Raw genomic sequence first — 23,016 nt, 5'->3', positions numbered from 1 at the left:
CGGTGTTCTGGTCATTTGTTGACACGCGTACATAGCCAATAAGCATGATCATCCCCCTGAATAAAAACCGGAGATGATGCCAGTTAGCCGTTATCTCTGCATTTTCATAAACGTTGGTTTTCAAGAACCAATAAATCGTGTGGCTGGTGCGCTATAAAAATCGCAGAGCGGTGACGATAGTCCGCATAAGGAGCTGTTCGTTCGCAACATTCGAACGGTGACGTTAAAGCCGGTTTCATTGGCTAATGAAGACGAAGGGGACAAAATTACTACAGAGTTGATACCACAGAGATAGTCCAGGTTCGCAGGTGATACGGGATTTAACGCCGGAAAGTCTGCACAGACACGATCTGCCGCCGGACACCATTAAATTGCCCCGCAACGTGTTATCAATACTACTCCCTGCGTTTCCCGTTACCTTGCTGTCGGTACGTTTACCGCATTGTCTGAAAGGTTATTTGCGAAGTTATCATTAATAATCCACGGGCGTCTGGTATGCGAATCCAGTTCCCCAATCCTGGCGTTTTGCCTTCTCGACCATACGCGCGTAAATAAGCCTGAAACCAAACTTCACCGCTTAACGCTCTCCTCTTCCCCGATTTTTACGCAAAAAATCATCACATGATCAAGGGTCGTATTTATTATTGCATTTTTCAAATGATATTGGTAATTATTATCATTCTCATTAACGACTTATTCGATTTATGACGTGGAGAGAGAGGATTTCTCATGCGTATTCTGTTTGTCGGTCCACCACTGTATGGACTGCTATACCCTGTGCTGTCCCTGGCGCAAGCGTTTCGTGTTAATGGCCATGAAGTGCTGATTGCAAGCGGTGGAAAATTTGCACAGAAAGCAGCAGAAGCTGGGTTGGTGGTATTTGACGCTGCGCCTGGTTTCGATTCGGAAGCGGGTTATCGCCGTCAGGAGGCATTGCGAAAAGAAAATAACATTGGAACAAAAATGGGGAACTTCTCATTTTTCAGCGAAGAGATGACCGACCCGCTGGTCGCGTTCGCCGGACAGTGGCGGCCAGATCTCATCGTCTATCCTCCCCTTGGGGTCGTTGGACCACTGATTGCCGCTAAGTATGACATTCCGGTAGTAATGCAAACCGTCGGCTTCGGTCATACGCCCTGGCACATCAAAGGCGTGACGAAATCACTTTCTAACGCCTACCGCCGCCATGGGGTCAGCGCGCCACCAAGAGATCTGGCGTGGATAGACGTCACACCGCCCAGCATGAGCATACTGCAAAATGACGGAGAGCCGGTTATCTCCATGCAATACGTCCCGTATAACGGCGGCGCCGTCTGGGAAGAATGGTGGGAACGTACACCTGATCGCAAGCGTCTTCTGGTTAGCCTCGGCACCGTCAAACCGATGGTGGATGGCCTGGATCTGATTTCCTGGGTAATGGATTCTGCCAGCGAAGTAGATGCCGAAATCATTCTGCATCTTCCGGCAAACGCCCGCTCGGATTTACGTTCTCTGCCGCCGAATGTCCGTCTGGTCGACTGGCTTCCGATGGGCATTTTCCTTAACGGCGCCGACGGTTTTATCCACCATGGCGGCGCAGGCAACACTCTGACGGCGCTGCATGCCGGCATTCCGCAGATAGTCTTTGGCCAGGGTGCCGACAGACCTGTCAATGCCCGCGCCGTGGTCGAGCGCGGATGCGGCATTATTCCCGGTAAGAGCGGACTTACGAGCAGCATGATCAATACCTTTCTCGGTAATCGCGCGCTTCGCGAGACGTCGCAGGAAGTCGCGGCGGAAATGGCGGCCCAGCCTTGCCCGACCGAGGTGGCAAAAAAACTGATCGCCATGCTGCAACACGGCTAACCGCGGCAGCGCAATGACAATATGGCGGCTGAGCCCAGACTGTGTCGCCATAACTCATCTTTCACCGATAAGGAGGCTTAATGCCCGCGACTCATTCCCCCATGCCCGCTCGTGCCTGGATAGTTCGCCTTGCCCGCGTGTGTTGGGAACGTAAAACACTGAGCATCATTGTCATCGTAGCATCAGTATCGACCATTTTACTGGCTGCGCTGACGCCGCTAATAACGCGTCAGGCCGTCAATGACGCGATAGCAGGCGATACGACCCGCCTGCCGTTACTTGCCTGCGGCCTGCTGTTAATTGCCCTTTTTGATTTTATCGGGAATTACGTGCGCCGCGGCTATGCCGGAGAACTCTCGTTGTGGGTTCAGCATACGTTACGTAGCCGTGCGTTCGACAGTATTCAAAAACTGGACGGCGCAGGCCAGGACGCCTTGCGTACCGGGCAGGTCATTTCGCGTACCAACAGCGATCTTCAACAGGTACACACCTTGCTACAGATGTGTCCGGTGCCGCTGGCGGTGCTCACTTACTATGTGGCCGGTATCGCGGTGATGCTATGGATGTCGCCATCCATGACGCTTATCGTGATTTGCGTACTGGCCGCCCTTGCTATTACCGCCCTGCGCGCCCGTCGCCGTGTTTTCGCGCAAACGGGGCTTGCCTCAGACCGGCTGGCGCACATGACGGAACATATGCGCGAAGTATTGGAACAGATCTCAGTGGTGAAGTCCTGCGTGGCGGAGTTACGCGAAACGCGTTGGCTCGATGGTCAGTCGCGGCAGATGGTGCGGGTACGGATCGGTGCCGCTATCTCGCAGGCGATGCCGGGCGCAACCATGCTGGCGCTACCGGTGATAGGGCAGATCGTCCTGCTGTGCTATGGCGGCTGGTCGGTGATGAACGGGCGCATCGATCTGGGAACCTTCGTAGCGTTCGCGAGTTTTCTCGCTATGTTGACCGGCCCTACCCGCGTACTGGCATCGTTTTTGGTTATCGCACAGCGCACACAGGCGTCGGTAGAGCGCGTCTTCGCGCTTATCGACACGCGTTCTCGCATGGAAGACGGTACTGAGTCGGTTGAGGGTCAGATTATCGGGCTGGACGTGGAGAAGATGAGTTTCCACTACGACAACGGTAACCGTATCCTCAATGAGATCTCGTTTTCCATTCACGCCGGTGAAACCGTGGCGGTGGTTGGCGCATCCGGCTCCGGGAAATCAACATTGCTGATGTTGCTGGCGCGCTTTTACGATCCCACCTCCGGCGGAGTATGGCTCAACACCACTACGGGTCAACAGAATATTCGCGACCTGAAACTGACGGCGCTTCGTCGTCGCGTTGGCGTAGTTTTTGAAGACGCGTTTCTGTTTGCCGGTACGGTGGCGGAAAACATCGCCTATGGGCACCCGCAAGCGACTCAGGACGACATTCGACGCGCCGCCGATGCCGCAGGCGCCAGCGGGTTCATCAATGCGCTACCGCAGGGGTTCAACACCCGACTGACCGAACGCGGAAGCAACCTCTCCGGCGGCCAACGCCAGCGTATTGCGCTAGCCCGGGCACTGATTACCGCGCCGGAACTGCTGATTCTCGATGACACCACCTCGGCGGTCGATGCCGGTACTGAAGCGGAAATTAACACGGCTCTTGGTCGTTATGCCGATAATGAGCATATGCTGCTGGTGATTGCACGCCGCCGTTCAACACTGCAGTTAGCCGATCGGATCGTCGTGCTGGATAAAGGCCGCGTCGTGGATATCGGTACCCAGGCGGAGCTGGATGCAAGGTGTCCGACGTTTCGCTCGCTGATGAGCGGCGAGGGGGATTTTCTCGCCCTTGCCCCGGCAGAACAACGTACGCTATGGCCAACAACGCAGGCGGTAAAATCCGACGACGCGCATGAGCGCCAGACAACCGCCGGAAAAGGTTTTGTCGACCGGATGACGCGCGTTCCGGAACGCGCCGTACAGATGGCGCTGGCAGGCCACGGGAGTCAAGTCTCATCGCTGCTGACGCCAGTAGCCTGGATGTTCGTCATCGCCGCCCTGCTTATCGCGCTTGATTCCGCCGCAGGCGTTGGCGTGCTGGTGCTTTTGCAGCGCGGTATTGACTCAGGCGTTGCCGCAGGGGATATGTCGACTATTGGCATATGCGCCCTGCTCGCGCTGTGCCTGGTGGCGATCGGTTGGTGCTGCTATGCGCTGCAAACGATCTTCGCCGCCCGCGCGGCAGAGTCGGTACAGCATACGGTACGCTTACGCAGCTTCAGCCACCTGCTACGCCTGAGTCTTCCCTGGCACGAGAAGCACATCGACTCGCGTCTTACTCGCATGACCGTCGACGTTGATTCACTCGCCCGATTTCTGCAAAACGGTCTTGCCAGCGCGGCCACCAGCATCGTGACGATGGTCGCTATCGCCGCGGCAATGTTCTGGCTTGACCCCATTCTTGCGTTAACGGCATTAAGCGCCGTACCTGTAGTGATACTGGCGACGTGGATTTACCGCCGTTTGAGCTCGCCTGCTTACGCCCAGGCACGGCTGGAAATTGGTAAGGTGAACAGTACGCTTCAGGAAAAGGTCTCCGGTATGCGGGTAGTGCAGTCACACGGTCAACAGAAGCAGGAAGCCGCCAGGCTACGGGCGTTATCAGACAACTTCCGCGCCACCCGCGTGCGGGCGCAAAAATACCTTGCTGTCTATTTTCCGTTCCTGACCTTCTGCACCGAGGCTGCCTATGCCGCCGTGCTTTTAATCGGAGCGACCCGGGTCGCCGAAGGCGAAATGACGCCCGGGATACTGGCGGCGTTCTTCCTGCTATTGGGACAATTTTATGGCCCGGTACAGCAGTTGTCAGGCATTGTTGATTCCTGGCAGCAGGCGACCGCCAGCGGCAAACATATCAATGCGCTATTGGCGACTGAGGAAACGGAGAATATTGAACCGTCCTCCATAACGCCTGGCACTGGCGGCGCGCTACGTCTGGAGGCATTGACATTCCGCTATCCCGAAAAAACGCAACCTGTGCTTGATAATCTCTCGCTCACCATTCCGCCAGGAACGGTAGTCGCGGTGGTCGGACGTAGCGGCGCCGGCAAATCGACGCTGATCAAGCTGCTGGCCGGGCTCTACTCTCCCGGCAGCGGGCAAATCCGTGTCGGTGAGCGCCTAATTGATGCCGCGTCGCTTAGTGATTATCGTCGCCAGACGGGGCTGGTCACCCAGGATGTCGCATTATTTAGCGGCGATATTGCCGAAAATATCCGCTATTCGCGGCCAGACAGCAGCGACACGGAGGTGGAGATCGCGGCGCGACAGGCGGGACTCTTTGAAACTGTGCAACATCTGCCGCTGGGGTTTCGTACTCCGGTCAATAACGGCGGCACGGATCTGTCCGCGGGCCAGCGTCAGTTGATTGCCCTCGCGCGCGCCCAACTGGCACAGGCGCACATTCTGCTGCTCGACGAGGCGACAGCACGTATCGACCGCAGCGCCGAGGAGCGCTTAATAACCTCGCTTACCGGAGTGACGCATACCGAGAAACGCATCGCGCTTATCGTCGCGCACCGACTGACCACCGCTCGCCGCTGCGATGTTATTGTCGTAATCGATAAAGGATGTATCGCTGAATATGGCAGCCATGAGCAGTTGATAGCGGCTCATGGCCTGTATGCTCGTCTGTGGCGGGCCAGCGTCGGCCAGACACGCGATACGCAAGGAGAGGTCGTAGGATAGTTTTTATCGCCACGATTTACGCAAAAGAAAGCCCGCAAGCGGCTGTTCCTGTAACAGCCGCTTTAGCTATTGATACTGACCGAAATATAAACGAGATGGAATACAAAGAATGAGACTGAGCCCGCCCGTCGCTCCTGTCGCTATACAGACCGCTACGCGCCTTCGCCGTCAACTCGCCGCCGGAAGCCAGGTTGACGCTTCTCACTTCTGGCGAGAAGCAAACTCGCTCGCGCTGCCGCTGGTGACAGCCATTAACGGCGCAGACGATGAACGGGAAGTCACCTTCCTGTGGCGTGCCGCCTCTCCTCTGCGGGGGGTTTATGTTCGCCTGAACCGTGTCACCGATAAAGATAACGTGGCGAAAGGTATGATGACGCAACTGCCCACAACGGATATCTGGCATCTGACGCTTCGCTTACCGGCGTCCTACTGCGGTTCCTATACGATGGTCGAAATACCACCGAAAACCCCGGACGAGACGGTGTTGCAGCTTGGAAGCCGTTTCGCCTCCCTTGTCGGGAAGGCGGACCCACTGAACAGCACGCCGGGAATAAATGTTCGGGGCAATGCGCAGGAGTCCGTTCTGGCGTTGGATCATGCCCCGGCACAGGAGGAGTGGTCAGGCTGTCGCGCTTACGCCGGGCAGCTTTTCACCTCAGAACATCGGCTCGCCGGACAACGTCGCCGTGTGCGGCTGTATCTTCCTGACGTTCCTGTCGAACAACCGCTGGGCTTGCTGGTACTCACGGATGGCGAGATCTGGTTCGACCATCTTGGGGTAAGCGCCGCCATTGACGCCGCCATCCGCAGCGGACGCATCGCGCCGGTGGCCGTACTCGGCGTTGATAATATCAATGCGCGTGAACGCGTCGCAATCCTCGGCGGTCGCCGCGAGCTGGTGCTCGACATTGCCGAACGCCTGCTGCCAACCCTTCGCGCCAAATACCCGGAACGACAGTGGGCGGACCGTACACAAACGGTGCTGGCAGGGCAAAGCCTCGGCGGCGTGACCGCGCTGATGGCGGCCCGCCACGCGCCAGAGAGCTTCGGCCTGGTGCTGAGCCACTCCCCCTCAATGTGGTGGACGCCGGACAACCGCAATCGCCCGCCCCATTTCAGCGCAGAAGAGCGCTCATGGGTCAGCGAACATGTGTTATCCGCGCCCTCGCCAGCCGTACGTACGCATCTGTGCGTGGGATCGCTGGAAGGTTCGACGGTCCCGCAGGTCAAACAGTTGCATGAAAAATTGCGCGCCGCCGGTGTTGAAAGCCATTGCTGCGTGTACACCGGCGGTCACGATTATGCCTGGTGGCGCGGCGCGCTGATTGACGGATTACGTCTACTGCCCCGATAAAACTTCACCTGCCAAAAAGGAATAACATCCGATGTATGGTCGCCAGTACCACAACAAGTGCTATCGCGTGGCGCTATTTTTAGTGAGTTTTTGTTTTAGCGCGCTGAGTTATGCGCAGCCGGATATGCAGCCATTAGGGCCGAATATGGCTGATAAAGGTTCGGGATATTACCATTTTAGGGTCAATGACTTTCAATCTGCCGATGGCGCAAGACATTACCGGGTATGGACCGCTATTCCCAATAAAGCCGCCCCGCCGTCGGGTTATCCTGTCTTATATATGCTGGACGGCAACGCAGTGATGGACAGGCTGCCGGAGACGCTGCTCAAACAACTGGCAGACCACTCGCCGCCGGTGATTGTGGCGATTGGCTATCAGACTAACCTGCCGTTTGATCTTAACGGCAGAGCTTATGACTATACGCCGGCGCCGGGAATCGATCGCGATGACAGTGAAAATAACCCGCGTTTTCATCGTAAGACCGGCGGCGGGCCAGCGTTCCGCCAGCTACTGGAGAGACATATCGCGCCGCAGGTGGAACAAGGAATAACCATCAACCCCGAACGGCGCGGGATATGGGGACATTCTTATGGCGGCCTGTTCGTTTTGGACTCCTGGCTGTCGTCATCCTTCTTTCATATCTATTACAGCGCCAGCCCGTCACTCAGCAGGGATAACTTTGCCCTGTTGAATCGCCTTACGGCAGTGAAGCCGTCGCCGTTCTGCCATAAAAAACTCATCATAATGGAAGGTTCAGCGTCGAATGGGGATAGCAGGCAACGCCAGATGGCCGAGCTCCTGCAAAAAGTTCAGGAGACCGTGAGAACGCTTGAGAACAACGGCGTTAACGCGGCCCTGCAGCATTACCCGGGCCTGGGCCACGGGCCCATGTTTAACGCCTCTTTTCGTAGTGCATTGCTGGGTATCAGTCGCGAACCGGCAAGCTAAGAACCACGCTGCCATTAACCCGTCGCCAGAATATGCCCGCCAGCGGCGGGCATAACCCATCAAAACGAGGCCGTCACACCGGCATAATAAGCCCGACCCGGTTCGTTATAGGTATTTGCCCCTTCGGCGGAGCGATAGATCTGTTTATCGAAGATATTGCTGATACCGACATTAAGACGCAGGTTCTTATTGATATCGTAGTTAACGTTAGCGCCGACCAGTGAGTAAGCCCCCAGCGCTTTCCCGGACAATCCTTTGGTCTCTTCACTACGCGACTCCGCATGTGTTCGCGGTTTTTGCTTGCCGTATAACGTCCAGTTGACGTTAGCGGAGAGCGCGTTGGTGATAGTCCAGTCGAGGAAGGTATTCACCGTATATTTCGGGATTATCGATAAGGGATTACCGGTATCTTTTTGCTCAGAAGTGATCATATAAGTCGCATTGGTATTCCAGTTCAGACGGTCCGGCATCAGCGGAACAGCCATGCTGGCTTCAATACCTTCAATCAGCGCTTTACCGCCGTTCTGCCACTGCAATACATAAGCGCCAGATGCGCTTCTGCCAATAATCTGATCACCTGCGACAATCTTATTCTGATAATCGTTACGGAAATACGTTACGCTTGCGTGATAATCGTCTACGGTAAATTCCAGCCCAATCTCTTTATTGATACTAATTTCAGGATCGAGGTTCTTATTACCAACCAGGTAACAGCCGCCCGACGTAATATCTTTTGGACAACCGTTGCCTTTCGAATAGAGTAAATACCCCTCACTGGTTTGATACAAGTTCGGTGCCTTAAAGGCCCGGGCAATACCGGCTTTCACCTTGACGAATTCACCTAACTCCTGGGAAAGGTTAAGACTGGGACTAAAATTACTCCCGGATTCGCTCAAATAGTCAAAACGCAGACCCGGAATAATATTGGTACCGGCCATGGGTTCGATATTATCTTCAACGTACAGCGCACTGATTTCCGATTTATTTTTACTGCTACGGTTAGCCGCCGAACCGGGAATCCCGGCGATATTGCTATCCTTAACCGTCAGACTGGTAGAGGAAGGATCGTTCAGCTCATCGCGGTTCCACTCCGCGCCGACGGTGAGCGTTTGCTCAAATAGCCATATCACCGGGACATTCACCTCGCCGCTGGTGCGATACGAGGTCAGGCGGTTAGTGGTGAACGTCTGGTCGTTGGTAATACGCCCCTCGCCGCCGCCGGAGAGTCCCTCATTCATGCGGGTATTATCGGTTTTTTCATAGTAGAACCCCAGGCGGCTTTGCCCCCAGCCCCAGATGCCGTTATGAGTTAGACCGTAATTCTGCCGGTACAGGCGATTGGTCTCCCGCCCGGACTGCGCCAGACTTTTGGTAACCGCGTTTGAATTACTGTTTTGCGTATCGCCGGCATAGATATTCCCCTGCCGACTGTATCCCGCTTCAAAATCAAGGATTTGCTGCGGGGTCATTTTCCATGAGAAGACGCTATTAATATCTTTATTGGTGACCCCCTCCCGTCCGGCGGCATTTTTGGTACCGGCGGAGGAGTTAATATCCCAGCTGTCGGCATCGGTTCTGTTGAGATTACCGTACAGGCGCATCGTCAACGTATCACCAGCCAACGGGCCGCTAAGGCTAAAGTTACCCCGCCGGGTGTCACCTTCTTTGCTGCTTTCCGGGTAGTTGGTATAAAGCGACAGCGAGCCATGCCAGTCGTTAGTGGGGCGTTTGGTGATGATGTTCACCACCCCGCCTGCGGCACCGGAGCCATAGCGCGCGGCGGCGGGCCCACGGATCATTTCAATACGTTCTACCATCTCCGGCGGCACCCAGTTCGTATCGCCACGGGTGTCGCGTTCTCCGCGCCAGCTATAGCGAACCGAATTTCGCGACGTCACCGGCACGCCGTCAATCAGCACTAAGGTATTTTCCGGCCCCATACCACGAATATCAATTTGTCGGTTATTTCCGCGCGTCCCCGAGGCGCTATTGCTGGTAAGATTAACCCCAGGCATCTTACGAATAATATCGGCAAGATCGTTAACGGGAGGATTCTTCTGAATATCGTCACGAGTAATAATCGAAACGCCCGGCTGTTGCTTTAATACTTGCTCGGCAGTGGATTCAACCACTATCGTTTCGCCGTTGTCGTCTGTAGATTCTGCTGCTGATAATGGACTATTAATCCCTGTAGAAACCACGGTTATTAACCAGATGAACTTCTTAACTCTCATACCCATTCCCTAAATAATGTCTAAAGTAGCGCTGTTGCCCTCAAGCTCACATCCTTGCCAGGTTACGGCTATATAGTAATTATTATCATATGCTAATGATAATAATTATCATTCAATTAAGAAAAAGGCAATCTTTCGACCGCAAAATCTGGTCATAAGAAAACAGAAACGGGATTTTGCAATATGACTCTCTGTCCGGGCTCCGCTTTGCCAATAAATCCGGGAAGGGTGGCAGAATGCGCCTACTGAGCGGAGGTTTTACAAAACAGGAATAGATAAAATAAAACTATTTTTCAAAGCGTTAATGATAATAAACACCCAGGTAAGATGGTATAGTGCGGTTCAGAGTTCACCGGCGCTTCCCTGTCGACGGCAAACCGTTCTTACAGTTTGCCGTCAGGGTAATGGCGGGATCGGATACGATTGTAGTCATTCGATATATGACAATGAAAGTGATGTTGGCGCCAAAATACAAAGCGCCTGGTAATAATTATCAGGCGCTTTGCAGACAGAAAACCATCAAACATCGGTTTCTCGTTCTCCAGGATCTACTGGAAAATATGGCAACCCACAGTTAGTGGATTTTACTGTCGGGTCTTGCCAGGGATGTTGTGTTACCCCCAGGTCTTTTAAAAGACCTCGTAACAGCACTAACTCGCTGGGTGTCATTTTTTGCTTTGGTTCACCCTCTTTAGGTGGACGAATATCCTCCTGACTAGTACATGTAACACAATAACCTTTTAACTCTATCCACTTAGGCTTAGGGGGGGGCCTTAGGATCGGGAGGCGTCGGGCTGGCAACGCACGAACAGGCACTTATACATCCAGGCATAACGTTTTCCTTTTCAAACAATTCGCTTTAGTTGGAAGTTCTACTTGAGAAAATAGAAATGGTTATTCAGATATTTTTACCGGCGCATACTCCTGTAATAATAAAAGATACTGTAAATAATTAACTCTCAGCTACTATTCAGTAGCAGATTGTTATTCTTACATTGCTTTTATTTCAGATTTACGTCAAATAGGGCTAAATATTTTCACTATAAAATACGTTAAAAAGTGTTTGTGTACTTGTAGACATTGTGGCGTCTTCGGTACGCAAATCGGTTAGTGTACAATCTTTAAAACTGGTATTTCTTAAATTAGCCTCAGACAAATCAGCCCCGTCCAGGTTCGTAGCAGTAAAACTAGCCTTTTGCAGGTTTGCCCGAGTTAAGACAGCGCCTTCCATAATAGCAGCCATTATAGTAGCACCCTTTAATGTCGCACCGCTCATATCGGCACGTATAAGGGTTGAGCCTGAAACATTAGCGTGATCCATATTCGCACCGGAACAATTACATTCTACCATGCTACAGCCTAACAGACTTGTGTGTTGTAAATTGGCGCCAGTAAGATTAGCGCGATCGAGGGTAGCGCCACACATAATACTATCTTCCAGACAGGCGTTCGTTAAGTTACTGTCGCCTAATGATGCTCCCGATAGATTTGCGCCCTTAAAATTTGCACCGTCACAATCCGCCATAAACAGTATTGCCCCCTCTAAATCTGCGCCGCTTAAGTCTGCGTCACATAAATTTTCTGCCGTCAGATTTGCTCCGGTAAGGACAGCGCCTTTAAGATTCATGCCTCCCTGGGCAGTTAATATTACAGAATCCTGAGGAAGAGAAAATTCGCATCTGAATAGTAAAGCTCGACATATTTTTTCAAAAGAGGCAAGCGGAATTTCTCTTGTCTCAGAATTGTCGCCTTTACTGACTCGTACAATAACTTGTCCAGCTTCGTTATTCTCACCAGGAAGATTAAATTCGACACGACACCCATCCACATCATCCAGGATGATGTTTTCTGGCAACGGAGCACCTCTGTCAGACATTGAACTTTTCAATGTTTCAGCCATAGTCTCTATCAATTCCTGATATTGTGTTTCATTTCTCCGACGTATCCCACCACAGGTAAAAAAGTTAATGATATGTTGCAGAATGGTTTTGGGCGAGGTAGCTTGCCGCATAGCAGCAGAAGTCCCCGCGCCAAAAGCAGATGTAGCCATACCAGCCAGACTATCGAGTGAACGCTGCATATATTTTCTCCCAGAGAGAGCAACACAGTACATGATAAAATTTATCATTAGATTTGCATTTAGAAATAAGGTGAATACCCCCTTTGCGTCTGGTTACATAATCACGCATCACGACGCGTTGCTGTCTGACTTACACAATACCAGCCAAATAAATATATTGGCTTATACTCGTCATACTTCAAGTTGCATGTGCTGCGGCTGCGTTCCCTCACCCCAGTCACTTACTTTAGTAAGCTCCTGGGGATTCGCTCGCTTGCCGCCTTCCTGCAACTCGAATTATTTAGAGTATAAACATTATTTAAAATAATAAACACGGCATTCGTTTTAATACTACGTTCAGGACTCATCCCACTCATTAGCAGAAAATCTATTAAAAAGCGCGTTCAGGCGTTTTATTGCTGCCATTGATAAACTGTTTAACAACGTCGTCTGTACAGGCCTTCTTCGTTGCCTTTACGTTTAACTCAATCAGGCTACCGTCTCGGTTATAAGTCTATCGAGTAGTAGGGACGTAGTATGACGATGCAGCAAAGTGATATGGAAAGATATAATCCATTATTAATGTTAAAAGAAGTCATGGCGCAGACGCCTTATCGCCATAAACGCTGGGGAGAGCGTAAGTTTCGCTATAAATTTGTATTACGTTGCCTTATTAACCCCGTAACGACAATTAAATACTTCAATGAATTATGCCATCTGTCTCAGCCCAGAACGCTGATTATTCATCGTCCACTGTTGCCGGCAAAAATCCAGCGGCCCTATTTGTATACCGGACTTAGCATACGTTGCCGGGCAAAGGCTATTCTGGAACACTACCAGTTCGTTCAGTCCTTTCCGGAAAGTAAAATTAAAAAGATCCTTCTGTCCGAGGAACAAATCTTACTCGCTCACCTGGAAGGAAAAAACGGTGCTCTGGTAGATATCTACTGCGGTCCCTGTGGCTATGACAGAGAAGGTGAACTGACATTAACGCTGTGCTTCAATGATACGCCGTTGGCACGTTTATCATTTTCCTTTATCCGCCATGAAGGGAAGCAAATAGCGCTGGTTGCCGGGTTACAGGGGCCCAGTAAACATATCGGCCCACAAGTCATACGTAACGCCACCAAAGATTGTTACGGTCTCTTTCCTAAACGGATGCTGTATGAAGCATTTGCGACATTGATGCAGGCCTGTAATGTCGACGAGATTTACGCGGTAAGTGAAAACAACCATGTTTATCGTCAACTCAGGTACTTATTCCAGAAGAAAAAAACTTTTGTGGCCAGCTATAGTGAATTCTGGGAGTCGCTAAACGGCGTTAAGAAAGGTGCCTTATATCATCTGCCATCACAGGTGATGCGTAAAGCGCCTGAAAGTATCCCCAGCAAAAAACGCGCAGAGTATCGGAAGCGCTATCATATTCTGGATACAATAATACAAGAGGTTAACAGCCTCTCCCGGTAGAACTATTTCATACGCGGATGTGCAGATCCTGCTACCGTTCAGCGGATCTCTTTGAAATCTGTATCGCTACTGGATGGTTAAATACAGAATGGCTTGCGAGTGAAAAGCGCGGCATTAAACCGTCGCTTTCATTCATGCTATGATCAACATCTTAATCTTATTCCCTTCACCATAACGTCATCGATTAGCATGTTAACCATTAAATACAAGCTAAACATTTGTCACATTTTTATTTGGTTGAGCAAAAAAATAATACAAAATAGAATTTTCAGTAAGCTAAGTCAGGAGTTTTAGTGAAAATACAAGAAGTTAAGCGTATATTAACCCGCTGGCAGCCGTCTTCCTTTACCCTATACCGGGAGGTGTTTACGCAATACGGCGGTAGTATCAATATGCACCCAGATATTGTGGATTATTTTATGAAGCGCCATAACTGGCATTTTAAATTCTTCCACTATAAAGAAGATGATAAGATTAAAGGCGCCTACTTTATCTGTAATGATCAGAATATTGGCATCCTGACGCGCAGAACCTTCCCGCTATCTTCAGATGAGATACTTATTCCGATGGCGCCAGATTTACGCTGCTTCTTGCCCGATCGTACTAACCGACTTTCGGCGTTGCATCAGCCACAAATACGCAATGCCATATGGAAACTCGCCAGAAAGAAACAAAATTGTCTGGTCAAAGAAACGTTCTCTTCTAAGTTTGAAAAAACACGCCGTAATGAATATCAGCGGTTTCTTAAAAAAGGCGGAAGTGTAAAAAGCGTTGCTGATTGTTCTTCTGATGAACTGACTCATATTTTTATCGAGTTATTTCGGTCTCGTTTCGGCAATACTTCATCCTGCTATCCCGCTGATAACCTTGCCAACTTTTTTAGTCAACTGCATCACCTTCTGTTTGGGCATATTCTTTATATTGAAGGGATACCCTGTGCATTTGATATCGTACTGAAATCTGAAAGCCAGATGAACGTCTACTTTGACGTATCTAATGGTGCAATTAAAAATGAATGCAGGCCACTCAGTCCCGGCAGCATACTAATGTGGCTAAATATTAGCCGTGCCAGACATTACTGCCAGGAAAGACAAAAAAAATTGCTTTTCTCCATCGGCATACTAAAGCCTGAATGGGAATATAAGCGCATGTGGTCGACCCCCTATTTTACCGGGAAATCGATTTGCTAAAAAGAAAGCCTGGACGTAAATATGTTTTTTACGCCCAGGTTTTTCATAAACCCTGATAAAATGATAAAAAACGAAAATTTAATCAGAATTTAAAAAATAAGTTAACCACCATATAATCATAATGACAATTACTCGAAATTCACTTACACTATGCTCGGTTTTATGGAATTGATTAACACGGTATGTTACAGATAACGTGCTAAAAAGCGTGCAGCGGTTATACATTTTCATATGTGTGTGTCATTAACCTGGCGTCAGGAACAGATGATGATGACAACTACCATTTTATCTCTTCTGGCCTGGCATACCGTCAGTAGATTAAAGGTGTAGCCTTGCTTTATGGCATTACAAAAATGTGGGTGAGGTCTATGCTCAATGTATACGTTATTTGTAACAACGCTCTTGTGCATAAACAATACGTTATTGCCAACAGCACTGAACGGGTACAGTGGTTCTTGCTGACAACAGGCTTAAAGATCGTCTTAACACGGGATACCTGATAACTGGATTATATTATGACACATGCAGACTGGCTGATTCTTGGGTATACAACTGTTATTATTATTTTTGGTATTGTATGTTATATCGGATTGCTTAAATTGATAACGAAAGGCAAGCATGAAAAATAACGCACTTACCGGGAAGAATATACTCTCAGGAGATAAAATGCTTCGGCAATGATATGACACCACTGCCGAAATGCTATTTTTACAGAAATCAATCAGGTATTGAGGGTGATTTTATCATAGCCGCGCCAGCGATAATTCAACAACGAGAGCAGCCAGAATAGCACAAAAGCACCCACTACCCAGAAGCCCACATTCCCCATATGATCGTTAAGCGTGCTGACGGTCTGCCAAAATGTTCCGCTTAACTGTAACGCATCATCAATCAACCCCAGCGCTTCAAGCCCGCCAATCGCCAGCGCGACAATGACGGATGCGGCGGTAATGGTTATATTATAATAAAGCTTACGTAATGGATGCGAGAAAGCCCAACCGTAAGCGCCGACCATGACAAAGTTATCCAGGGAATCTACCAGCGCCATCCCGGCGGTAAACAGCACAGGAAAAATCATCATTGACCAGAGAGATAGCCCCTGGTTAGCTGCTGAAGCGGAAATGCCCAGCAACCCAACCTCGGTTGCGGTATCAAATCCCAAGCCAAACAGAAAACCGACAAAATACATATGCCAACTGGAAGTGACCAAACGAAACGTACGCTGAAATATACGCGTCATCAGCCCGCCAGGTATCGCCTCGTCATGCGCCCCCACTGACTCGCCGCGGGTAACCGAGCGAAATTGCCGCCAGACGTTGAACAAAATAAACAGGTTGAGCAGGGCCATCGCCAGCAGAAAAAAAGCGGAAACAGCCGTACCAATCAACGAACCATATTGATGCAAAACATCAATACGATCGCGAAATGCCATCGACGTCACAACAATCGCCAGACATGCCAGAACGACAATGGTCGAATGACCCAATGAAAAAAACGCCCCCACGCCTAAAGGCGTTTTACCCTGCTGCATCAGTTTACGGGTGACGGTATCGATGGCTGCGATATGATCGGCATCAACCGCATGACGCAGCCCAAAGCTATACGCCAGTATGGCTGCGCTTAGCATGACTGCATGGTGATGAAAAACACAGAACGCCCAAATCTAGGCCAGGATGTTAACCCCGACAAGAAAGACGGTTAATGCTATTCCCCGTCGTTTAGTATGATTATTCATGCCCCTGCACCCACTATAGTTTTAATTAACGCTACGGTTTGTAGGGGGAATGTATGATCATTTGATTAAAACGTCACACCTCAAGATGCGACTTTTTGTAAACGTGCTTTACCGCTGACACATTTGTGCGCATTACTGCGGGACAAGGCTTAAAAAGCGTATCCGAACGTATAACCCTCCCAACGCTTCGCTACGGGAAAAATGGGGATGAGTACGGTGCAAGCGTGCGATATCATTGACCAAAGCCAGACCAATGCCCGCCCCGGCCACATTTCCTACGTTATCGAGCCGGTGGAACGGCTGTAGCGCCAGATGGATGTGTTCATTATCAATGCCGGGGCCGCTATCTTCGACAACCAGCGTCACGGCATCGCCATCCCGTTCAAGCCGCGCGGTGACAATGCCTTGCTCAGGCGTGTATTTCAGCGCATTATCCAGCAAGTTTCCGCACAGCTCGCTAAGCAGTACCTCATCCCCCTCGATCCACATCGCTTCCTGTTCGCCTTCGTAGCCCAGGTCGATATGTTTACTGCGCGCCTGCGCCAGGCGGGTAAAGCAGCCGCTCTGTACGATATCGTACAGATTCACCGGGGAAAAACGCCTCTCGCCCTGCTCTTTATGCTTTACCGCAGAAAGTTGCAACAATCTTTCCGTGAGCTGAATGGTGCTATCCAGCGTTACGCTCATCGCCTGCAGACTTTCGTACCAGTGATGAGGGTGCTGGCTGGCTAACGCCACCGCCGCCTGCGTTTTTAACACCGCCAGCGGCGTTTTTAACTGGTGAGAAGCATCGGCGCTAAAGCGTTCCTGCCGGGAAAGGATGCCGCGGAGCCTGTCAATGTAGCGATTAAACGCCACGATTAACAAGCGTGTTTCCGACCACGGCAGCAGTTCCGGCAGCGGCGTTAACAGACCCGGTTCGCGGCGTACCATTAATGACGAAAGTTGACGCATAGGGCGCAGGATCCGGCGTAATAACCAGCCAACCAGCACCAGGGTCAGCAACACCAGCAGCCCCTGTGAGATCCAGGAAGAGAACAGCAGTTGGCCCGCCAGATAACGACGGGACTGCAGCGTTTCTGCGACATAAACCTCCGCCATGCCGATAATGCCGCCTTCGTTGACCGGCTGTAGCAAACGCGCTACGCGGATCGCCTCGCCGCGATACTCGGTATGATAGAACCACGCCAGCGCCGGATAAAGCCGGGTACGGGGCGTAGCGGGCGGCATGGCAGGCAGATCGTCATAACCGGAAATGACCTTCCCGGAAGGGTCGACGACTTTGTAATAGAGTCGATCATTCATATTAAGCTCGAAGCTATCCAGCACCACCCAGGGCACGTTAACTTCCAGATGGTTATTGCGCACCACCAGCCGTTCCGATACCGTTCGCGCCGAGGAGAGCAACGTACGATCATAAGCCTGAGTGGCGGCCTGTAGCGCATTGACATAACTGTTAAACGCCGACAGCCCCCATAGCAGAATCAGCGGCAACCCCAGGAACAGTAAGAGTTGCAGGTACAACGATTGCGGCTTAACCCACTTCATCGCCGCGCTCCAGCACATAACCCAGGCCGCGCAGCGTCGTAATTCGTACATCGCTTCCCTGAAGTTTTTTACGCAGTCGATGAATATAAAGTTCGATGCTTTCAGGGCTTACCTCATCGTTCAGGCTGAACACCTGTTCAAAAAGCTGCTGACGCGAGACAGGCCGCGTTCGTCGGTACATCAATACGGTTAAGAGCGCCTGCTCACGCGGCGTCAGCGCTAACGGCTGTCCCTGTAACAGAAAATACCCTTCATCATGAAAGATCAATTCACCCAGTTGCTGAACTTCATGAACCAGCCCAGCGCTGCGTCGGAGCAAGGCCCGTAAACGGGCATCCAGCTCTTCCAGTTCAAAGGGTTTCGGCAGATAGTCATCCGCGCCGACGTTGAGACCTTTTACGCGATCCGCCACCGCGCTTCGCGCCGTGAGCAGCAAAACGGGCAAGGTCTGACCGCGTTTACGCAGCCGTTGCACCACCTCCAGTCCATCCATTCCCGGCATATTGATATCCAGCACCATCAGCGCATACATTTCACTGTGCAGAAGATGGTCAGCCGCCAGGCCGTCAAATACGCAGTCCACGGCAAAGCCGTTTTGCACCAGCGCTTTCTCCAGCCAGTGAGCCAGCTCACGGTTATCTTCCGCCAATAAGAGACGCATATCACATCCTGTAAAGTTTCTGCCGCATTGAAAGGGAATTGAAAGGTTATTGTTTTAACAATCACGCAACCGAACTGCTACATGTCGGCTCACATAATCACAAAAATCTTCTTCCGAACCTGAAAAATCCGGACGTCCGGCGTGAGGATAAAAAATGAAAAAACAATTACTTCGTACCCTTACTGCAAGCATTTTATTAATGAGTACCTCTGTTCTGGCACAGGAGGCGCCGTCGCGAACGGAATGTATCGCGCCAGCCAAACCTGGCGGCGGTTCGCTGCTCAACCTGTCGCAGGGGAAATTTGGTCGCTACGGCGTGGATGATGTGCGCTGGCTGGCAAGCGTGGGCACTGATTACGGCATGATCGCCGTGCGTGCGGATTCCCCGTGGAAGACGCTGAAAGATCTGATGACGGCGATGGAAAAAGATCCCAACAGCGTGGTCATCGGCGCTGGCGCCTCTATTGGCAGCCAGGACTGGATGAAGTCGGCGTTGCTGGCGCAAAAGGCGAACGTCGATCCGCACAAGATGCGCTACGTTGCCTTTGAGGGCGGCGGCGAGCCGGTGACGGCATTAATGGGCAACCATGTTCAGGTTGTCTCCGGCGATCTCAGTGAAATGGTGCCTTATCTGGGCGGCGACAAAATCCGCGTCCTTGCCGTCTTTTCAGAAAATCGTCTGCTGGGCCAGCTTGCCAATGTCCCTACCGCTAAAGAACAGGGCTACGACCTAGTGTGGCCGATTATTCGCGGCTTCTATGTCGGGCCCAAAGTCAGCGATGCCGATTACCAGTGGTGGGTGGATACCTTCAAGAAGCTCCAGCAAACCGACGAGTTTAAAAAGCAGCGCGATCTGCGCGGCCTGTTTGAGTTCGACATGACCGGCCAGCAGCTCGATGACTACGTGAAAAAACAGGTTACTGATTACCGTGAACAGGCGAAAGCCTTCGGACTCGCGAAATAATCGCGGAGGCAATGATGAGCGATCGTATCTTTGCGGGTATCTGGCTGTTGCTCTGTATCGCCGGGCTATTCATCGCCTGGCAGATCCAAAGCGAATACAGCTATGAACCCGTCGGCCCCCGCCCTTTTCCGCTGGGGATTATCGGCCTGATGGCGCTCTGCGCGCTGGCGCTGTTATTGCGCCATCCCGACACGGTGAGCTGGCCGCGCCGCCATGTTCTGCAAAAGCTAATTACCATGATCATCATCCTGTTGATGTATGCCTGGGGATTCGAATGGCTGGGTTTTCCCATCGCCACCGCGCTTCTCACCATGGTTATCGGGATGCTGTTCGGCGCCACGATTCCGGCGGCGGGTATCTCCGGCGCGGTATTAGGCATTCTGCTGTGGTATGCCTTTGACCGGCTGCTTGATGTCACCTTACCTCTCGGCGCCTGGCTGAGTTAACGGAGCAACGATGGATACCTGGATATGTCTTTCTCAGGGCTTTGCGGTGGCAATGACGCCGGAAAACCTGGTTATCGCGTTGATTGGCTGCTTCGTGGGCACGATCGTCGGTCTGCTGCCGGGCCTGGGACCGATCAACGGCGTGGCAATCTTACTGCCGCTGGCCTTTGCGTTGCATCTGCCTGCGGAGTCGGCGCTAATTCTGCTGGCGACGGTGTACATTGGCTGTGAGTATGGCGGCAGGATCTCCTCCATATTGCTCAACGTCCCCGGCGATGCGGCGGCGATCATGACGGCGCTGGACGGTTACCCAATGGCGCAGCAAGGGAAAGGCGGCGTAGCGCTGTCGATTTCCGCAGTCAGCTCATTTTTCGGTTCATTAATCGCTATCGGCGGCATCATTCTGTTCGCCCCTTTACTGGCGCAATGGTCGCTGGCCTTCGGTCCGGCGGAATATTTCGCCTTAATGGTTTTTGCTATCGCCTGTCTTGGCAGCATGATGGCGCAAAACCCGCTTAAATCATTTCTGGCAGCTCTGATCGGTCTTGGCCTTGCGACCGTCGGCGTGGACGCCAACACCGGGGTTTATCGCTTTACCTTTGACAGCGTTCATCTTTCCGACGGCGTACAGTTTATCGTCGTGGTGATCGGCCTGTTCTCGGTATCAGAAATACTTTTAATGCTGGAACATACCAGCAGCGGGCAAACAATGGTCCGCAAAACGGGTCGAATGTTGTTCAACCTGAAAGAAGGCGCGCAGTGTATCGGCACCACCCTGCGTTCTTCGGTAATCGGCTTTTTTGTCGGCGTATTGCCCGGCGCCGGGGCGACCATTGCCAGCGCCATTACCTATATGACCGAGAAAAAACTCAGCGGCAACAGCGATAGCTTCGGCAAAGGGGATATTCGCGGCGTCGCGGCGCCGGAGGCGGCAAACAACGCCTCTGCCTGCGGCTCCTTCATCCCGATGCTGACGCTGGGCGTTCCCGGTTCCGGCACTACGGCAGTGATGATGGGGGCGCTGACGCTGTATAACATCACGCCAGGCCCGGCGATGTTCACCGAACAGCCGGATATCGTCTGGGGACTCATCGCTGCGCTGCTGATTGCGAACGTGATGCTGCTGATCATGAATATCCCGTTGATCGGTCTGTTCACCCGTATGCTCACCATTCCGCTGTGGTTCCTGGTACCCGCCATCGCTGCCGTATCGGCGGTAGGGGTATATGCGGTACACAGCCCCACCTTCGATCTGGTGCTGATGGTCGCGCTTGGCGTGTTAGGGTACATTTTACGTAAAATGCACTTCCCCATGTCGCCGCTGATCCTGGGATGCGTACTGGGGGAAATGCTGGAGCAGAACCTGCGTCGCGCACTCTCCATCAGTAACGGCAATATGGCGATTTTGTGGCAAAGCGGCGTTGCCAAAGCCCTGCTGATCATGGCGATCATAGTCATTGTCGTACCGCCAGTGTTACGTCTGATCCGTAAACACAGCCGTAAACCGCAGGTTGACGCCAGTTAATTGACTGCTGAAATACGTTGTACTTGTCCGGCCTACGCGCTCATGTGCCAGGCCGGGCAACCCCGCCAGCATCACTCTTTCCATAACTCGCTCATTTTACACCCCTTCTTGCCGTTGTCAGGCTCGTGGCGCCGTTAACCTCACCTTTCGCATTGTTAAATATTTGTTGTTTTTGATCACAATAATTAAACAAAAGCGGTTATTTCATACGCGTTCCTGGAAAATGTCGATATTTTTAATTTATGGCTACGAAATGAGCATCGCCATGTCTCCCTGACCATCTACCGAGAGGAATGATTCTGATGAATGCACTGACTGCCGTAAAAGCGAACACAGATGATTTAGCCCAACGCCATACTGGTTTCATCCTTGCCCCTTCGGCGCAGTCGCCGCGCCTGCTGGCGTTAACGTTTACGGCGGATACCACAAGACAATTTCTCCATCAGGTTGCGCAGTGGCCGGTGCAGGCGCTGGAATACAAATCTTTCTTACGTTTCAAAATCGGCAAGATCCTCGACGATCTGTGCGGCAATCAGCTACAACCGCTGTTGATCAAAACGCTCCTCAACCGTGCACAAGGCGCGCTGTTGATCAGCGCCGAAGGGATCGATGATGTCGCACAGGCAGAAGAGATGGTCAAACTGGCGACGGCGGTGGCGCATCTTATTGGTCGCTCCAACTACGATGCGATGAGCGGCCAGTATTACGCGCGTTTCGTGGTCAAAAACGTCGACAACTCCGACAGTTATCTGCGCCAGCCCCACCGCGTAATGGAACTGCACAATGACGGTACCTATGTTGAGGAGGTGACCGACTACGTGCTGATGATGAAAATCGACGAACAAAATATGGAAGGCGGTAATTCGCTGCTGCTGCACCTTGATGACTGGGAACATCTGGAGTCGTTTTTTACCCATCCGCTGGCGCGTCGCGTCATGCGCTGGGCGGCGCCGCCAAGCAAGAATGTTAGCCATGACGTCTGGCACCCGGTGTTTGATGTCGACCAACAAGGCCGCCCGGTCATGCGTTATATCGACCAGTTCGTCCAGCCAAAAGACTTTGAAGAAGGCGTCTGGCTCAGCGAGCTTTCAGACGCGCTGGAAACCAGTCAAAACATCCTCTCCGTGCCGGTACCGGTCGGCAAATTCCTGCTGATTAACAATCTGTTCTGGCTACATGGACGCGATCGTTTTACGCCGCATCCTGACTTGCGTCGCGAGCTGATGCGCCAGCGCGGTTACTTCGCCTACGCCGCCAGCCATTATCAAACTCACCAATAAGCGCCACGGCGAAGGAATTACG

14 protein-coding genes and 2 pseudogenes are annotated in these 23,016 nt (G+C 51.8%); 10 read left to right on the top strand and 6 right to left on the bottom strand.

Annotation, left to right across the window (positions count from 1 at the left end; all coding sequences use genetic code 11):
* The first annotated feature begins 729 nt into the window (after positions 1 to 729).
* From iroB to AAYN39_RS12885, 4 genes are all read left to right on the top strand, one after another.
* On the top strand, positions 730 to 1,845 hold the full coding sequence (gene iroB, locus AAYN39_RS12900) for a salmochelin biosynthesis C-glycosyltransferase IroB (RefSeq protein ID WP_001221113.1): 1,116 nt from the start codon (positions 730 to 732) through the stop codon (positions 1,843 to 1,845).
* A gap of 80 nt (positions 1,846 to 1,925) precedes the next feature.
* On the top strand, positions 1,926 to 5,582 hold the full coding sequence (gene iroC, locus AAYN39_RS12895; protein ID WP_001111827.1) for a salmochelin/enterobactin export ABC transporter IroC: 3,657 nt from the start codon (positions 1,926 to 1,928) through the stop codon (positions 5,580 to 5,582).
* Between the two features lie 109 nt (positions 5,583 to 5,691).
* Complete coding sequence (locus AAYN39_RS12890) at positions 5,692 to 6,936, top strand: esterase family protein (protein ID WP_001239947.1); 1,245 nt, start codon at positions 5,692 to 5,694, stop codon at positions 6,934 to 6,936.
* A gap of 31 nt (positions 6,937 to 6,967) precedes the next feature.
* On the top strand, positions 6,968 to 7,885 hold the full coding sequence (locus tag AAYN39_RS12885) for an alpha/beta hydrolase (RefSeq protein ID WP_000274373.1): 918 nt from the start codon (positions 6,968 to 6,970) through the stop codon (positions 7,883 to 7,885).
* Positions 7,886 to 7,944: 59 nt separating this feature from the next.
* Here AAYN39_RS12885 and AAYN39_RS12880 read toward each other — a convergent pair whose 3' ends face one another.
* From AAYN39_RS12880 to pipB2, 3 genes and pseudogenes are all read right to left on the bottom strand, one after another.
* A complete protein-coding gene (locus AAYN39_RS12880) occupies positions 7,945 to 10,119 on the bottom strand; it encodes a TonB-dependent siderophore receptor (protein WP_001264105.1) in 2,175 nt (724 codons plus the stop codon).
* Between the two features lie 519 nt (positions 10,120 to 10,638).
* Positions 10,639 to 10,972 (bottom strand): annotated as a pseudogene (locus AAYN39_RS12875) (hypothetical protein).
* 174 nt (positions 10,973 to 11,146) lie between these two features.
* On the bottom strand, positions 11,147 to 12,199 hold the full coding sequence (gene pipB2, locus AAYN39_RS12870; protein WP_001801692.1) for an SPI-2 type III secretion system effector PipB2: 1,053 nt from the start codon (positions 12,197 to 12,199) through the stop codon (positions 11,147 to 11,149).
* Positions 12,200 to 12,715: 516 nt separating this feature from the next.
* On the opposite strand from pipB2, the gene AAYN39_RS12865 reads away from it, so the two are divergent.
* Positions 12,716 to 13,645, top strand: a complete 930-nt coding sequence (locus tag AAYN39_RS12865; protein WP_000178741.1) for a VirK family antimicrobial peptide resistance protein — start codon at positions 12,716 to 12,718, stop codon at positions 13,643 to 13,645.
* A gap of 293 nt (positions 13,646 to 13,938) precedes the next feature.
* Positions 13,939 to 14,835, top strand: coding sequence for an antimicrobial resistance protein Mig-14 (locus AAYN39_RS12860; RefSeq protein WP_000701509.1), 897 nt, complete (start codon positions 13,939 to 13,941; stop codon positions 14,833 to 14,835).
* A gap of 721 nt (positions 14,836 to 15,556) precedes the next feature.
* On the opposite strand, the pseudogene AAYN39_RS12855 reads toward AAYN39_RS12860, so the two are convergent.
* From AAYN39_RS12855 to tctD, 3 genes and pseudogenes are all read right to left on the bottom strand, one after another.
* Positions 15,557 to 16,570: pseudogene (locus tag AAYN39_RS12855) on the bottom strand (HoxN/HupN/NixA family nickel/cobalt transporter).
* Between the two features lie 132 nt (positions 16,571 to 16,702).
* Positions 16,703 to 18,118, bottom strand: coding sequence for a sensor histidine kinase (locus tag AAYN39_RS12850; protein ID WP_000872343.1), 1,416 nt, complete (start codon positions 18,116 to 18,118; stop codon positions 16,703 to 16,705).
* Positions 18,105 to 18,779 carry a transcriptional regulator TctD gene (tctD, locus tag AAYN39_RS12845; protein ID WP_001237936.1) on the bottom strand — a complete coding sequence of 225 codons (675 nt, stop codon included), beginning with the start codon at positions 18,777 to 18,779 and terminating at the stop codon, positions 18,105 to 18,107. The genes AAYN39_RS12850 and tctD overlap by 14 nt, the downstream gene beginning before the upstream one ends.
* A 154-nt stretch (positions 18,780 to 18,933) precedes the next feature.
* Between tctD and AAYN39_RS12840 the strand changes: the two genes are divergently transcribed.
* The 4 genes from AAYN39_RS12840 (at position 18,934) to glaH (ending at position 22,994) form a co-directional block, all read left to right on the top strand.
* Positions 18,934 to 19,743, top strand: coding sequence for a tripartite tricarboxylate transporter substrate-binding protein (locus AAYN39_RS12840; protein WP_000744418.1), 810 nt, complete (start codon positions 18,934 to 18,936; stop codon positions 19,741 to 19,743).
* 11 nt (positions 19,744 to 19,754) lie between these two features.
* Positions 19,755 to 20,189 (top strand): tripartite tricarboxylate transporter TctB family protein, encoded by a 435-nt coding sequence (locus tag AAYN39_RS12835; RefSeq protein WP_001574835.1) that lies wholly within the window; start codon positions 19,755 to 19,757, stop codon positions 20,187 to 20,189.
* A gap of 10 nt (positions 20,190 to 20,199) precedes the next feature.
* Positions 20,200 to 21,714 (top strand): tripartite tricarboxylate transporter permease, encoded by a 1,515-nt coding sequence (locus tag AAYN39_RS12830; protein WP_000382024.1) that lies wholly within the window; start codon positions 20,200 to 20,202, stop codon positions 21,712 to 21,714.
* Positions 21,715 to 22,016: 302 nt separating this feature from the next.
* Positions 22,017 to 22,994: a glutarate dioxygenase GlaH gene (gene glaH / locus AAYN39_RS12825; RefSeq protein ID WP_000993092.1), complete on the top strand. Its 978-nt coding sequence runs from the start codon at positions 22,017 to 22,019 to the stop codon at positions 22,992 to 22,994.
* Positions 22,995 to 23,016: the final 22 nt, after the last annotated feature.

The sequence above is a fragment of the Salmonella sp. K21076 genome, from assembly GCF_039650795.1.
Taxonomy (GTDB): Bacteria; Pseudomonadota; Gammaproteobacteria; order Enterobacterales; family Enterobacteriaceae; genus Salmonella; species Salmonella enterica.
The sequence above is the reverse complement of the archived record's forward strand: the minus strand, read 5'-3'. Positions and strand labels throughout refer to the sequence as shown.

Coding starts and splice junctions, on each gene's coding strand:
- tctD (WP_001237936.1), bottom strand. CDS start 18,779: ATGCGTCTCTTATTGGCGGAAGATAACCGTGAGCTGGCTCACTGGCTG.
- glaH (WP_000993092.1), top strand. CDS start 22,017: ATGAATGCACTGACTGCCGTAAAAGCGAACACAGATGATTTAGCCCAA.
- AAYN39_RS12835 (WP_001574835.1), top strand. CDS start 19,755: ATGATGAGCGATCGTATCTTTGCGGGTATCTGGCTGTTGCTCTGTATC.
- AAYN39_RS12865 (WP_000178741.1), top strand. CDS start 12,716: ATGACGATGCAGCAAAGTGATATGGAAAGATATAATCCATTATTAATG.
- AAYN39_RS12885 (WP_000274373.1), top strand. CDS start 6,968: ATGTATGGTCGCCAGTACCACAACAAGTGCTATCGCGTGGCGCTATTT.
- AAYN39_RS12830 (WP_000382024.1), top strand. CDS start 20,200: ATGGATACCTGGATATGTCTTTCTCAGGGCTTTGCGGTGGCAATGACG.
- pipB2 (WP_001801692.1), bottom strand. CDS start 12,199: ATGCAGCGTTCACTCGATAGTCTGGCTGGTATGGCTACATCTGCTTTT.
- iroC (WP_001111827.1), top strand. CDS start 1,926: ATGCCCGCGACTCATTCCCCCATGCCCGCTCGTGCCTGGATAGTTCGC.
- iroB (WP_001221113.1), top strand. CDS start 730: ATGCGTATTCTGTTTGTCGGTCCACCACTGTATGGACTGCTATACCCT.
- AAYN39_RS12840 (WP_000744418.1), top strand. CDS start 18,934: ATGAAAAAACAATTACTTCGTACCCTTACTGCAAGCATTTTATTAATG.
- AAYN39_RS12850 (WP_000872343.1), bottom strand. CDS start 18,118: ATGAAGTGGGTTAAGCCGCAATCGTTGTACCTGCAACTCTTACTGTTC.
- AAYN39_RS12890 (WP_001239947.1), top strand. CDS start 5,692: ATGAGACTGAGCCCGCCCGTCGCTCCTGTCGCTATACAGACCGCTACG.
- AAYN39_RS12880 (WP_001264105.1), bottom strand. CDS start 10,119: ATGAGAGTTAAGAAGTTCATCTGGTTAATAACCGTGGTTTCTACAGGG.